This window comes from Variovorax sp. GW822-FHT04A09, assembly GCF_058801005.1.
In genome coordinates this window covers 962,810-976,329 of the sequence record NZ_JBXAMV010000002.1, presented here as the reverse complement: position 1 = coordinate 976,329, position 13,520 = coordinate 962,810, and the positions used below count along the sequence as shown (strand labels likewise).

General features: G+C 69.4%; 14 protein-coding genes. 6 read left to right on the top strand and 8 right to left on the bottom strand.

Annotated features, from left to right (window positions below):
• Positions 1-32: 32 nt before the first annotated feature.
• Genes AC1RLW_RS15645 through AC1RLW_RS15635 form a run of 3 tightly spaced genes read left to right on the top strand, consistent with a single transcriptional unit; the run spans position 33 to position 4,413 of the window.
• Entirely contained in the window at positions 33-1,088 is a 1,056-nt protein-coding gene (locus AC1RLW_RS15645) for an inositol monophosphatase family protein (RefSeq protein WP_095746114.1), read from the top strand.
• Entirely contained in the window at positions 1,088-3,328 is a 2,241-nt protein-coding gene (locus AC1RLW_RS15640; protein ID WP_095746115.1) for an FUSC family protein, read from the top strand. Before AC1RLW_RS15645 ends, AC1RLW_RS15640 begins: the two co-directional genes overlap by 1 nt.
• The gene (locus AC1RLW_RS15635; protein WP_447745915.1) at positions 3,328-4,413 is read left to right on the top strand and encodes a mechanosensitive ion channel family protein; all 1,086 of its coding nucleotides are present in this window, start codon (positions 3,328-3,330) and stop codon (positions 4,411-4,413) included. The genes AC1RLW_RS15640 and AC1RLW_RS15635 overlap by 1 nt, the downstream gene beginning before the upstream one ends.
• A gap of 30 nt (positions 4,414-4,443) precedes the next feature.
• Here the strand turns inward: AC1RLW_RS15635 and AC1RLW_RS15630 are convergent, their stop codons facing one another.
• Positions 4,444-4,830 (bottom strand): hypothetical protein, encoded by a 387-nt coding sequence (locus AC1RLW_RS15630; protein ID WP_062479149.1) that lies wholly within the window; start codon positions 4,828-4,830, stop codon positions 4,444-4,446.
• A gap of 382 nt (positions 4,831-5,212) precedes the next feature.
• Between AC1RLW_RS15630 and AC1RLW_RS15625 the strand changes: the two genes are divergently transcribed.
• A complete protein-coding gene (locus tag AC1RLW_RS15625; protein ID WP_493193803.1) occupies positions 5,213-6,469 on the top strand; it encodes a porin in 1,257 nt (418 codons plus the stop codon).
• Positions 6,470-6,627: 158 nt separating this feature from the next.
• Here the strand turns inward: AC1RLW_RS15625 and AC1RLW_RS15620 are convergent, their stop codons facing one another.
• A complete protein-coding gene (locus tag AC1RLW_RS15620) occupies positions 6,628-7,086 on the bottom strand; it encodes an Lrp/AsnC family transcriptional regulator (RefSeq protein ID WP_095746119.1) in 459 nt (152 codons plus the stop codon).
• Between the two features lie 107 nt (positions 7,087-7,193).
• Between AC1RLW_RS15620 and AC1RLW_RS15615 the strand changes: the two genes are divergently transcribed.
• Complete coding sequence (locus tag AC1RLW_RS15615; protein ID WP_493193802.1) at positions 7,194-7,817, top strand: LysE family translocator; 624 nt, start codon at positions 7,194-7,196, stop codon at positions 7,815-7,817.
• A 4-nt stretch (positions 7,818-7,821) separates the two neighbouring features.
• Here the strand turns inward: AC1RLW_RS15615 and AC1RLW_RS15610 are convergent, their stop codons facing one another.
• The 5 genes from AC1RLW_RS15610 to pcaQ all read right to left on the bottom strand — a co-directional run bounded on the left by AC1RLW_RS15610 (position 7,822) and on the right by pcaQ (position 11,742).
• On the bottom strand, positions 7,822-8,130 hold the full coding sequence (locus AC1RLW_RS15610) for a TfoX/Sxy family protein (RefSeq protein ID WP_447748789.1): 309 nt from the start codon (positions 8,128-8,130) through the stop codon (positions 7,822-7,824).
• Between the two features lie 83 nt (positions 8,131-8,213).
• On the bottom strand, positions 8,214-8,876 hold the full coding sequence (locus tag AC1RLW_RS15605) for a suppressor of fused domain protein (protein WP_492736423.1): 663 nt from the start codon (positions 8,874-8,876) through the stop codon (positions 8,214-8,216).
• 40 nt (positions 8,877-8,916) lie between these two features.
• Positions 8,917-10,122, bottom strand: coding sequence for a DUF418 domain-containing protein (locus AC1RLW_RS15600; RefSeq protein ID WP_493193800.1), 1,206 nt, complete (start codon positions 10,120-10,122; stop codon positions 8,917-8,919).
• Positions 10,119-10,730, bottom strand: coding sequence for a TetR/AcrR family transcriptional regulator (locus AC1RLW_RS15595; protein ID WP_307638635.1), 612 nt, complete (start codon positions 10,728-10,730; stop codon positions 10,119-10,121). The genes AC1RLW_RS15600 and AC1RLW_RS15595 overlap by 4 nt, the downstream gene beginning before the upstream one ends.
• Before the next feature lie 82 nt (positions 10,731-10,812).
• Positions 10,813-11,742 (bottom strand): pca operon transcription factor PcaQ, encoded by a 930-nt coding sequence (pcaQ, locus tag AC1RLW_RS15590; protein WP_062479169.1) that lies wholly within the window; start codon positions 11,740-11,742, stop codon positions 10,813-10,815.
• A 137-nt stretch (positions 11,743-11,879) separates the two neighbouring features.
• On the opposite strand from pcaQ, the gene AC1RLW_RS15585 reads away from it, so the two are divergent.
• Positions 11,880-12,893 (top strand): tripartite tricarboxylate transporter substrate binding protein, encoded by a 1,014-nt coding sequence (locus AC1RLW_RS15585; RefSeq protein WP_493193798.1) that lies wholly within the window; start codon positions 11,880-11,882, stop codon positions 12,891-12,893.
• Here the strand turns inward: AC1RLW_RS15585 and AC1RLW_RS15580 are convergent.
• Positions 12,865-13,464, bottom strand: coding sequence for a MarR family winged helix-turn-helix transcriptional regulator (locus tag AC1RLW_RS15580; RefSeq protein WP_493193797.1), 600 nt, complete (start codon positions 13,462-13,464; stop codon positions 12,865-12,867). The genes AC1RLW_RS15585 and AC1RLW_RS15580 overlap by 29 nt on opposite strands.
• Between the last annotated feature and the right edge of the window lie 56 nt (positions 13,465-13,520).

Genomic DNA, 13,520 nt, shown 5'->3' with positions numbered 1-13,520 from the left:
ACCTCTCCCACCCGTTCTTCTCACAATCCAGAATGTCGTCCCCCAACCTGCATCCCATGCTCAATGTGGCCGTCAAGGCCGCACGCGCCGCCGGCGCCATCATCAATCGCGCCGCCCTCGACGTCGAGGCCGTGCGCATCTCCCAGAAGCAGGTCAACGACTTCGTCACCGAAGTCGATCACGCCAGCGAGAAGGTCATCATCGAGACCTTGCTGGGCGCGTACCCGGGGCACGGCATCCTGGCCGAAGAATCGGGCACCGAATACGGTGCCAAAGACTCCGAATTCGTCTGGATCATCGATCCGCTCGACGGCACCACCAACTTCATCCACGGCTTCCCGGTCTACTGCGTGTCGATCGCGCTGTCGGTGCGCGGCAAGATCGAGCAGGCGGTCGTTTTCGACCCGTCGCGCAACGACCTGTTCACGGCCACCAAGGGCCGCGGCGCCTACATGAACGAGCGCCGCATCCGCGTGTCCAAGCGCGTGAAGCTCAGCGAGTGCCTCATTTCCACCGGCTTCCCGTTCCGCACCGGCGACAACTTCAAGCAGTACCTGGCCATCATGGCCGACATGATGCCCCGCATGGCCGGCCTGCGCCGCCCCGGTGCCGCCGCGCTCGACCTGGCTTACGTGGCCGCCGGCTTCACCGACGGCTTCTTCGAAACCGGCCTGAACCCCTGGGACGTGGCCGCCGGCTCGCTGCTGGTGACCGAGGCCGGCGGCCTCATTGGCAACTTCACCGGCGAGCCCGAGTTCCTCGACCAGCGCGAATGCCTGGCCGGCGCCCCGCGCGTGTACGGCCAGCTGGTGCCGCTGCTCGCCAAGTACTCCAAGTTCGCCAACGTGGACGACAAGCTGCGCGCCAGCGACCGCGTGCGCGCCGTGTCGGCCTCGACCAGGTCGAGCCCCGCCGACGCCTCGGTCGACCTGTACGCCCGCAGCACCGTGACCGAAGCCACGGCCGCCCCGCTCGACGGCAGCGCCGAAGCCCCGGCCGCCGCAGCCCCCGCCGCGCCGGCCGCCCCGCGCAAGCTCACCCGCATCAAGCGCGAGGCGCCCGCCGAGGGCGACGCCTCCGCCAAGTGATGACGGGGCCGGGCGCCGCCTCGCGGGTTCGCGCGGCGTTGCGCATTGCGCTGAGCCACTACGTCGCGAGCGGGCTCACCGTCGCGCTCGGCCTGCTCGTGATCTCGGGCGGGGTGCACCTGTGGCTGGGCACCCTGGCCGCTTCGGCCGCCGCCACCGGCGTGATCGTCACGGCGCCGCCCGACCTGCCCGGCCCGCGCCGCGGCAAGTTTTTGCAGATGCTGCCGGCGCCGCTCATCGGCCTGCCGCTGTTCTTCGCGGTGCAGATGCTGCACGGCGCACCGATCCGCCTCGGGCTGCTGCTGGTGCCCGCCACCTTCATGGCCTTCGTGGCCATGGCCTGGGGCAAGCGCGGCATTCCCATCGCCATCGCAGTGATGTTCTCGATGGTCTTCTCCATGGCCACGCCCGCGCCCGCCGGGCTGTCGGACGCCATCGCGCGCACCACCGAATTCGGCCTGGGCGCCGGCCTGTACGTGGTGTGGGCCACGCTGGCCAACCTGCTGCTCAACGGGCGCTTTCGCACGCAGTCGATCGCCGACGTGCTGTTTTCGCTGGCCGCGCTCATGCGCACCGAGGCCAGCCAGTTCACGCCGCAGGACGAGACCCGCGACATCCGCGACACCCCCGCCTCGCTGCTGGGCCAGCTGCTGCGCGAGCAGGCCGCGCTGGCCGACCAGCTGCAGGCCACGCGCGACATCGTGCTCGAGTCGCCGCGCACGCCGCGCCGCCAGCGCCTGGCCGGCATGCTCGTCATCGTGCTCGAGATGCGCGACCAGCTGCTCGCCAGCGAGCTCGACCTCGACGCCCTGCGCGCCCATCCGTCGCACGCGCAGGCGCTGGTCGAGATGCGCCGCATCCTCGAAGAGCTGGCCGACGAAACGACCGGCCTGGCCGATGCGCTGCTCATGCGTCGCCACCCCGCCGCCGTGGCCGACCGCCGGCCGCGCCTGGCCGCCATCCACGTGACGGCGGACGACGAGGACACGCACGGTCAGATGGGCCCCTCGGCCGCCATGCTCGCGCGCGGGCTGGCCAGCCGCATCGGCCACATCAACGACGAGGTGCTGCGCCTGGCGGCCATGGCGCGCGGCGACGCCGAGCCCAACCTGGCCGTGGTGCGCGCCAACTGGCAGCTCTTCGTGAGCCCGACCGACTGGTCGCTGCGCCCCTTCCTCGCGCTGTGGCGCTGGGACGCGCCGCCGCTGCGCCACGCCATTCGCGCGGCGCTGGCCATCGCGGCCGGCTACGGCATCGCGGTGTCGATGCCCTGGGGCTCGCACGACTACTGGATCCTGCTGACCATCGTGGTCGTGCTGCGCGGCAGCCTCTCGCAGACGCTGGAGCGGCGCAACAGCCGCGTCGCCGGCACGCTGCTGGGCTGCGTGCTCGCGGTGGGCCTGCTGTCGGCACACCCCTCGCCGCTGATGCTGCTCGTGACCGTGACCATCGCGCAGGCCATCGCCCACAGCTTCGCGGTGCGGCGCTACCTCGTCACCGCCGTGGCCGCCACCGTGCTGGGCCTGCTGCAGGCCCACATGCTGAACACCGGCACCGCGCCCATCTTTGCGCTGTTCGAGCGCATCGCCGACACGCTCATCGGCGCCGCGCTGGCCTGGGGCTTCTGCTATGTGCTGCCCTCGTGGGAGCGCACGCAGATTCCGGCGCTGGTGGCGCGCGTGCTCACCGCGCAGGCGCGCCATGCGCGGCTCGCACTCGGCCTGGGCCAGTTGCAGGCCATCCAGAGCAGCCCCGAGCTCGAGTGGCGGCTCGCGCGCCGCGAGGCCTACGACAGCCTCTCGGCGCTGGTGCAGGCCACGCAGCGTTCGCTCTCCGAACCGCGCGCCGTGCAGCCGCCACTCGAACCGCTGGAGCATCTGCAGGCCCACAGCTACCAGCTGCTCGCGCAGCTCAGCGCCGTGAAGTCGATGCTCGTGCTGCGGCGCGACCGCCTCACGCCGGGCGACATCGAAGGCCCGCTCGTGCGCACCGCGCAACGCATCGAGGCCGCCCTGGGAACCATTCCGATCGCAGGGCCCTCTCACCCCGAGAGCACGGGGGCCACCACCGTCGGCGGCCCCATTCCACTGCCTGACCCGTTCGACAACGACATCAGCCCCTGGCTGGTGCGCCGGCTCGACCTGGCCACGGCGCTCGCCACGCAGCTGCGCGACGACGCAGCGCGCATTCTTCAACCACTGAACGACAACACCCCAGAAGCAAAGACCACCCCCGCCTGATGACCCAAGAGCTCCTCGCACACCCCTGGTTCGGCACCTGGATTGCCGCCCTGATCGCCGCGCCCCTCGCCCTTCTCGCCCACCGCATCGGGGGCATGGTCCTCAGGCGGATCACCCGCCCGGCGCCCGCCGTGCATGCGATGGTGGTCAACTGCACCGCCCCCGCGCGGCTGGTGCTGCCGCTGGCGGCGCTCATGATGGTGTGGCAGGCGGCGCCGGACGACCTGCGCTTCATCGGCAGCGTGCGGCATCTCACGGGGCTGCTGCTCATCGCGGCCAGCACCTGGTTCGTGCTCAAGGCCATCAGCGGCTTTGCCGACGGCGTGCTCGCGCAGCACCCTTCGGACATCTCCGACAACCTGCAGGCGCGCCGCGTGCTCACGCAGACCCGCGTGCTCGCGCGCACCGCCATGTCGGTCGTCGTCGTGGCCGGCGGCGCCATGATGCTCATGACCTTCCCGGGCGCGCGCCAGGTCGGCGCCAGCCTGCTGGCCTCGGCCGGCGTGATCGGCATCGTGGCGGGCCTGGCGGCCAAGCCCGTCTTCAGCAACCTCATCGCCGGCCTGCAGATCGCGCTGTCGCAGCCGATCCGCATCGACGACGTGCTCGTGGTCGAGGGCGAATGGGGCCGCGTCGAGGAAATCACCGGCACCTTCGTGGTCGTGCGCATCTGGGACGACCGGCGCCTCATCCTGCCGCTCACCTACTTCATCGAGAAGCCGTTCCAGAACTGGACCCGCCACTCGGCCGAACTGCTCGGCTCGGTCTTCTTCTACCTGGACTACGGCACGCCGCTGGCGCCGCTGCGCGCCGAGGTCGAGCGCCTCGTGAAGGCCGCGCCCGAGTGGGACGGCCGCTTCTTCAACCTGCGCGTGACCGACGCCACCGAACGCACCATGCAGGTCCGCGTGCTCTGCACCGCCGCCACCTCCGGCCTGGCCTTCGACCTGCGCTGCTACGTGCGCGAAGGCGTCATCGACTTCATGCAGCGCGAGTACCCGCAGTTCCTGCCGAAGATGCGCTTCGAGGGCAACGATCCGGCGATGGGGCAGCCGGCGGTGATGCAGGGCGCGACGGCGGGCTGAAGCTCCCGCCGCCGTCTTCTTTCTTCTCCCCTACCGCGCAGGCGCCGCCGCAGGCAGCACCATCGGCGCCCCCAGCCGCGAGGCGCGCTCCCAGCCCGGTTGCGACTGCGCGCGTTCCAGCTCGGCCACCACCTCCGCGCGCGTGCGCGGTTGCGTGGCCTTCACGGGGATCGGGGCGCCCCAGCGCAGCACGCCGGCCCACTCGGGGCTTTGCTGCGCGGCGCGCAGTTCGGCCACCACCTGGGCGTCGGTCTTGCCCGGGCCGGCGTTTTCGGGGTGCTCCTTGATGCCGGCTTCGGTCGCCGCGAAATGCGCCGGCCCCTCGACGTGCTGCTGGCTGGTTTGCGCGCCGGCCATCAGCGGGAGCGCTGCGGCGGCCATCGCCGCCAGCGCAAAGGCCATCTTCCTGTTCGTCATGTGTCATCTCCTTCGTTGAACGCCGAAGAGGACCACCCGCTTCGGCGATGGCGGTTTTGCTTCGCCATGCCGACACGCTAGAAATTCGGACCGTCGCCGCGCGAACGGTTCAATTACAAAAACGACAGGATGAAGACCAATTCATCAATTCCCTGCAAGCGGCAAGCGGAGCTTTCCAATTCGTAACCCGGCTGCACGGAAAACGTAATTGAAAAAGGCGGTTTCGGTCTTTTCCTGTCGCAATCGATCGATATGATTTGCCCAGACGCATGAACCATGCGGAAGGCAGAAGAAATCAATTGAATTTATTTCCGCATGCCGAACCGGAGCTCCCACGCGGTGCGTGGGAGCGATGAATTTCATATTCAATTCAAGGGCAACAATGAAAAGACAATTCCTCACGGCCGCCGCACTGTTCGGTGTCGGGTTCGCCAATGCGCAGTCTTCCGTCACGCTGTTCGGCGTGGTGGACACGGGCATCAGCAATTACTCGTCCAAATCGCAGGACATGAACGGCGCCACGCTGTTCAACCCGTTCTACGTGAACCAGGGCACGCGCACCGCGAGCCAGACCGCGCTGAGCTCGGGCGGCTATTCCACGAGCCGACTGGGTTTTCGCGGCACCGAGGACCTGGGCGGCGGGCTCGCGGCCAGCTTCTGGCTCGAGGCGCCGATCAGCCCCGACGACGGCAAGACCGGCATCACCACCTTCCAGCGCCGTTCCACGGTCAGCCTGTCGGGCGGCTTCGGTGAACTGCGCCTGGGCCGCGACTACGTGCCCACCGCCTGGAACGACATCGTGTTCGACCCCTTCGGCATCGTCGGCGTGGGCCGCAGCCTGATCTTCACCGCCGCCAACACGAATGCCGGCGGCGGCTCGGGCGGTTTCGGCGGCGACCTCAATTACAACCGCGCCAGCAATTCGATCGGCTATTTCCTGCCGAAGAATCTCGGCGGCTTTTATGGCCAATTCATGTACGCGCTGCATGAAAACACCAAATACGACCCAGGCACGGCAACGCCGCCCGGCGTCAATGCGGCGGGCGCGCTCAATTCTGGCAATTCGGTCGCATCGCGCGCGGGGCGTTACTTGGGAGGGCGTGTCGGTTATGCCAATGGCCCGTTCGACGTGGCCGTGTCGTATGGCAACAGCACGGCGGCCGACAATTTCTATGCGGGCACCACCGACAACGTCAAGACCTTCAATCTCGGCAGCTCCTACGATTTCGGCGTAGTCAAGCTGTTCGGCGAATTGTCGCGAATCAAGAAAACGCGCGATTACGCGGTCACGCCGCTGGCCGGTGGCGTGCCGGACGTCGACCTCACGGGCTACCTGATCGGCGTGACTGCGCCCGTCGGCCCGGGCCTGATCCGCGCCTCGTACTCGCAGGTCAAGTACGACCTCAACACCGTCAACCTGCCGTTCACGCCGTCGGTCGCCGACCCCAAGGCCAACAAGCTGGCCATCGGCTACATCCACAACCTGTCCAAGCGCACCGCCCTGTACGCCACCGTCGCGCGCATCAGCAACAAGAACGGCGCGGCGCTCACGGTCGGCGGCCCCGCCTTCGTGAACACTGGGGTGTTCGTGCCCAAGACCTCGACGGGCTACGACGTCGGGCTGCGCCACTCGTTCTGATCAGGGAAGACTGTCACGCGCAAAGAAGCAAGCAAGTGAGTGAATGACCGCGGGCGGCCCTGCGCCCGCGGATGTTCCGTTTCTCCAGGAGCCCGTCAGGCGGGTCCATTCGGTCCGCCTTTGTGCGGACCATTTTTTTGGGGCGAGAGAAGCGCGCCTCAGTCAGGCACGGTGCCCGCCGGCGCCGCCACCGCGCGCGCCGCGATCGGCACCGACATCACGATCGAGGTGCGCGTCTCGCCCAGGTGGTTGATGCTGCTCACGAACGACTCGAGGTGTTCGATGTCGCGCGCGACCACCTTCAGCACGTACGAGTCCTGCCCCGTGACGTGAAAACATTCGAGCACTTCGCGCCGGCTGCCGAGCAGCTTCAGCAGCCGGGCCTTGTCGGGTTGCGCGGTGGTGATGCCGACGAGCGCGGTGACGGTGTAGCCTGCCTTGCGCGGCGGCACCACCGCGCGGTAGCCCTCGATGACGCCGGCCTCTTCGAGGCGCTTCACGCGCTCGGAGGTGGACGGCACCGACAGCGCCACCTGCCGCGCGAGCGCCGTGAGCGAGGTGCGCGCGTCCTGCTGCAACACGTCGAGGATCTGCCAGTTCTTGGCGTCGATTTCCATGGATTTCAGGCCCGATTGAGAATTTCGCTTCCGATTTCAGGCAAGGCATGCCGCGCGCCTGAATTTCGCCATTCTCGCCATGCACGCCTCGCCGAACAATCGATGGCATGGACTTCCCTCTCTTTCTCAAGGCCCTCGTCATCGGGCTCTCGATCGCCGCACCCGTGGGCCCCATCGGCCTGCTGTGCATCCAACGCACGCTCGCGCATGGCCGCACGATCGGCTTTCTCAGCGGCCTGGGCGCCGCGCTGGCCGATGCCTGCTACGGCGCGATCGGTGCCTTCGGCGTGTCGGCCGTGGTGTCGACGATGGTCGCGGCGCGCGTGCCGCTGGCGCTCGGTGGCGCGGCGTTTCTTGCGTGGATAGGCGTGCAGCTGCTGCGCGCGCCGGCGGCCACGCAGGCTCGGGCCGCGGAAGACGCGGCCACGCCGGTGAGGGCGCTGCTGTCGGTGTTCGTGCTCACGCTGGCCAACCCGATGACGATCCTGTCGTTCGTCGCGGTGTTCGCCTCGCTCGGCAGCGGCCATGTGGGCAGCGGCAGCGGTGCGGCGCTCACGATGGTGGCAGGCGTGTTCCTCGGCTCGGCGCTGTGGTGGCTGGGGCTGTCGAGCATCGTGTCGATGGTGCGGCACAAGCTCGGCGCGCGCGTGCTGCAGGGCATCAACAAGCTGTCGGGTGCGTTGCTGCTGGGGTTTGCGGTGTTTCAGCTGTCGACGCTGTTGTCGCGCTGACGAATCAACTGGCCGGCTTGCGGCGCGCAGGCTTGCGCGCACCCAGCGCGCTCGCCAGCGCCTTCGTCGCCCAGTCGCGCAAGGCGTGCGGGTCTTCGAGCGCATCGACCGGCGCCTCGTAGTAGCTCGCGACCTTCACGGTCGAGGCGCTGGTCGCGTACGAGAACGGCACCGCGCCCAGGCGCTCGAAGTCCGGCCGGGTGGCGTCGTCGACGCGCAGGTACAGCGTGCCCTTCATCACGAAGGCGAACTGCACGCCGGCCTGCACGAGGCCGAAGCCGCCGAAGAAGCGCTTGACCTCGATGGGGCCCATCGCGCCGAGCGACTCGGCCAGCTCGAGCGCTCGCCCGTGCGAACGCTCGGCACCGCCGGCGGTGGCCGCACCTTTCGCGCGGCTCAAGCGACCGCCTTGCGCCGCGCGTCGGTCACAGGCGCGCCGCCATGCACTTCGAGCAGGCGCAGCAGCGCCTCGGAGCTGTGGGCCTTGGCCCAGTCGCGTTCGGAATCGTTGATGCCGACGAGGTGCAGGAAGTCGAAGCGGCCCGAATCGAGCTGCGCCGTCGCGGGGTAGTGCTTGGGCTCCATCAGCACCACATGGCGCAGGGCCACGGTGCCCTTCTCGCGGATCGCTTCACCGACGGGAATGCGGTCGCCGTAGTCGAAGGGCTGCTTGTCTTCACCGAAGTGCGAGTGCGCGAGCAGCACGTTGTAGGCGAGCAGGCGGCGCAGGAGCTTGATGGCCCATTGGTCCTGCGGCTGCGAGGGCACTTCGATGACCAGTTCGGAGCCGATCCACGAATAGTCCTCGGGGTCGTAGTCGGCCGGCTCCGTTTCCCACGGCGTGGAGCCGCCCGAGGTCACGTACAGCCAGGTGTTGCGCACGGGCGTGGGCGCGAACTCGAACACGCCCAGGTGCAGCCAGCGCGGGTCGACGTCTTCGGCGCCCAGCGCCTTGAAGTCGTCGAAATCCAGCACGTAGATGCCGGTGCGCTCGGGGCCGAACAGGCGCGGGTAGAGCGTCTCCTCGCGGTAGGCCCACACGTCTTCCATGGAACTCATCGGCGCATCCTCCTCGTTGGAACGAGGGCATTCTCGTCGCTCAACGTGACCCTTGCATACGCCGCAGGGCGGGCCATTCGAGGTTGGTGAAGGCGCGCAGCACCCATTCCACCGGTCCGTACGCAAAGCGTGCCAGCCACCAGCGGCTGACCAGCATCTGCGCGCCGAAAATGCCGAAGGCGACCAGCAGGCTCATGAACGGCCCGAGCTCGCCGATGAGCCGCAGCCCGTACGCCAGGAAGAGCCACGCACACACCGCCGACTGCAGCAGGTAGTTCGACAGCGCCATGCGCCCCGCCGGTGCGAGCGCCTGCGCCAGCCAGCCGCCCCAGCGCGACTGGAACAGCAGCATCATCGCGCCCACGTACGTCGCCGTGAGCAGCGGCGAGGTGAAGACGCCGACCGCCAGGCCGAGCACGTCCCAGCGCGAGCCCGGCACGACGGACGCGGTCCACGCATACACGGCCGCGCCCGGCAGCCCCAGCACCAGCCCGGGTACCAGCAGGCGCTTGAACAGCGGGCGGTAGCGGTCGGCCCGTGCGAACAGGTTGCGGCGGCCCTCGATGACGCCCGCGAAGAACATCGCCAGCGCCATCGGCGCCTGCACCAGCCCGAGCACGATCCACACCTGCGACAGCTCGCGCAGGTGCTGGCGGATGACCGTCGCCGCCGTGCCGCGGTAGGCCGCGAGCGCCGAGGCCGCGTCGGCCCTCGCGGTGCGAAGAACGTCTTCGGTCGCCGGGCCGCCCAGCATCGCGAGCATGCCGATGGCGCCCCACACCAGCGCGGTCGCCAGCACCAGCCGCAGCGCCCACCGAGCGAGCACGGTGTCGCTCTGGTGGCGCAGCGCCAGCAGCACGGCGCCGAGCACCGCGTAGGTCGTGAGGATGTCGCCATGGAACAGCAGCACCGCATGCAGCGCGCCGATGCACCACAGCGCCACCAGCCGGCGCGCCAGGCGCGGCACGAAGGGCTTGCCGCTGCGCTGCGCCGACTGCATCTGCAGCGTGAAGCTGTAGCCGAACAGGAACGAGAACAGCAGGTAGAACTTGGTCTCGAACAGGAAGGCAACGGCAAAGGCCGCCACGCGGTCCAGCCCCGATCGCATCATCGGATCGGGCAGCGGCTGGCCGTAGTACGGCGAGGCAAAGGCCGCGATGTTCACGACCAGGATGCCCAAGAGCGCAAAGCCGCGCAATGCATCGACGAGCGACTGGCGCTCGCCCGCTACTGGAGTGGGGTTCATGCGCCCCGCCCCGGTTTCGCGAGAAAGCGGCCCACCACGCGCCGCAGCATCGGTGCCTCGCGCGCGGGGTCGAAGCCCGTGTCGAGTGCCAGGCGCGAGAACACGCCGTCGATGAGCGCGGCGATCCAGTTGGCCGATTGCACGGGGTCGAGCTCGGGGTCGATCTGCCCGCGCGCGGCGGCCTTGCGCAGCAGGGCCGCGAGGCCGTCGCGCATTTCGGTGTCGCCCGCGGCCACGCTGGCGCAGACCACGGGGTTGCGCAGGGTCTCGGCGGCCACCTCCAGCGCCAGCCGCGAGTAGCTGCGGTCGGAGGCAAAGACCATCACCACGTCGAGGAAAGACAGCACCACCTCCAGCGGGTCGGCCGGGTCGTCGTCGATCGCGGCGAAGTACGCGGCCGTGTCGCGCCACTCCTCTTCGGCCAGGGCCTCGATGATCGCGTTCTTGCTGGGAAAGTAATGAAAGAGATTGCCCGGGCTCATGCCCGCGGCGGCGCAGATCTCGGCGGTGGTGGTGGCATGAAAGCCGCGCCGCGCAAAGCAGTCGCCCGCGGCCTCCAGGATCTGGCGGCGCTTGGCCTGCTGGCGTTCGGGGTCAACTTTGCGCACGGTGGTTCTCGCGGAATTCGGTCATGCCCAAATTATTAGACCGAGCGCTCGATCTATTCTGAAGGAAGCCTGAAGAAACCCTTCAGGCAGCGCGTGTGGCCGCAATGCCCCGGATAGTGTCCAGCAGCAGGCGCGCGCCCTCGCCCGTCTCGCTGCCGCGCCGCACGGTCACGCCCACCGGGCCTTCGGTGCTCGCCGTGTCGATGGCCACGCGCTTGAGTTCGCCGCGTGCCACGAAGCCTTCCACCGCGCCCTGCGGCGCAAACCACACCGCGTCGGAGCGCTGCAGCAGGCCCACCGCAAAGCTGGTGTCGGTCGCCTCCACCAGCCGGGCCGGCAGCGCCAGCCCCTGCGCGATGAGAAAGGCGTCGGCCGTGTGCCGAATCAGCGTGCCCGACACCGGCAGCACCAGCGGGTAGGCGGCCAGCGCGTCGAGCGTGGGCTTGCGCCGCGACGCCAGTGGATGGCCGGGGCGCACCACCAGCAGCAGCACTTCGCTGTACAGCTGCTCGAAGGCCAGGTCGGCCATGGCCGAGGCCTGCGCCAGCCGGCCGAGCACGAGGTCGATTTCGCCCTGGCGCAGCTGCGTCATGAGCTGCGCATTGGTGCCGCTCACCACGCGCACGCGCATCGCCGGGTGCGCCGCATGCAGCCGCGCGACCGCCTCGGGCAGCAGGTGCGCCGCCATGTTGGGCAAGGCGCCGACCGCCACGCGCAGCTGGTCGGCCTCGGGCTGGTCCATCGCCAGGCCCAGGCCTTCGCGCAGGCCGCGCAGCGCCGACACCGCGTGGCGCACCAGCACCTCGGCGGCCGGTGTGAGCTCCACGCCGCGGCGGCGGCGCAGCAGCAACTGGCGGCCCACGATCTCTTCCAGCTCGGCCACCGTCTTCGACACCGCCGGCTGCGTGAGCGACAGCGCCTCGGCCGCGCGCACCAGGTTGCGCTCCTGCGCCACCATGACCAGGCATTGCAGGTGGCGCATCTTCAGGCGCTCAAAGTTCATGGCTGACATGCGGTTCTCCTCGAAGCCATTGGGGCGACGCGCTTTCAAATATAACCAGAGGGAATAGCTGGCGGAAGAGACTTCAGTTGTGCCGCGCCGCGCAGCCTTCTAGAGTGCCGTGGATACGGAGACAGACAAAGCAGCCCATGACCACGACCTTTTCCTCGAAGCCTTCCTCTTCCTTTGGCACGCGCCGCCGCCTCACGCTCGCCGCCGCCTGCGCCGCGCTGACCCTCGGCCTCGCCGCCCCGGCCGCGCAGGCCCAGGCGAGCTACCCCGCCAAGCCCGTGAAGTTCCTCGTCAACTTCCCGGCCGGCGGCCCCATCGACATCCTCGGGCGCGCGCTGGCCGACGCGCTGCAGAAAGACCTGAAGCAGCCCTTCGTGGTCGACAACCGCCCCGGCGCGGGCGGCAACATCGGCGCCGACGCCGTGGCCAAGAGCGCGGCCGACGGCTACACCGTGCTGCTGGGCATCGACAGCACCTTCACCGTCAACCCGCACCTGTACGCCTCGATGCCCTTCGCGGCCAAGGACCTCAAGCCGCTGATGATCTTCAGCTCGTCGGGCCTGAGTTTCACCACCGCCGCCTCGGTGAAGGCCAAGACGCTGCCCGACTTCATCGCGCAGGCCAAGGCCGAGCCCGCCACCTTCAGCTCGGCCGGCAACGGCAGCCCGGGCCACATTGCCGCCGAGATCTTCGCGAGCGCAACGGGCGCGAAGATCGTGCATGTGCCCTACAAGGGCAACGCCCCGGCCGTGATGGCCATGCTCGGCAACGAGGTGCAGGCCGGCATCGTCGCCACGCCCGGCGTGCTGCCGCAGATTCAGGGCGGCAAGCTGCGGGCCCTGGCCGTCACCGGCCGCCAGCGCGCGCCGCTGCTGCCCGAGGTGCCCACCGTGGGCGAGCTGGGCCTGAAAGACCTGGAGTTCGAAGTGCTCTACCTCGCCATGGTGCCGGCCGCCACGCCCGAGCCCGTGATGCAGACCCTGCGCCAGGCGCTGCACAAGGCGCTGGCCCTGCCCGAACTGAAGGCCCGCCTGGCCTCGCTCGACATGGTGCCGCTGGCCGAAACCGATGCCGCCGCCACCACGCGCCTGGCCACGGCGCAGGCGCGCTACGGCCGCATCGTCAAGGCGACCGGGATGAAGGTGGACTGACGGCCTTGCCGCTGCGCGCCGTGCTGTTCTTCTTGCCGTTGCCTGCAGCAGCTGCCGCAGCCGCCGCCGCGTGGCGCCCCCGGTCGGCCTTGGGCAGCACCGCCTGCGCCACCATGGTTTCGGCGTGCGCCTGCAGCCGGTGCAGCGCGTCGTCGAAGCGCGCGGCATCGTCTGCGTCGAGCGTGCCCATCAGCTCGGCGTTGATGCGCGTCACCAGCGGAAAGAGTTCGTCGTACAGCGCCTGCCCCGCCGCCGTGAGGCCCAGCCGCACCTGCCGCCGGTCGCCCGCCAGCGCCGTGCGCGACACCAGCCGCTTGGCCACCAGCGAACCCACCGCCTTCGAGGTGCGCGCCCGGTCGAGCTGGGCAGCCTCGGCCAGTTGCGACGAACCCAGCTCGCCCCGACTGGCCAGCACCGCGATCAGCCGCCACTCGCGCCGCGTGATGCCGAAGCGGCCCTCGCACAGCCGGATGACCATGCTGCCCGCCACCGCGAGCAGGCGCGACAGCCGGTACAGCAGCAGGTCGTCCAGCGGGCGGCGCGGCGGGGTGGCGGCGTCTTCGGCAGTCATGGGGCGGGGTCTCGAAAGGCCGGGTAAATCCGGGCGATGGTTGATTTGATCAATCG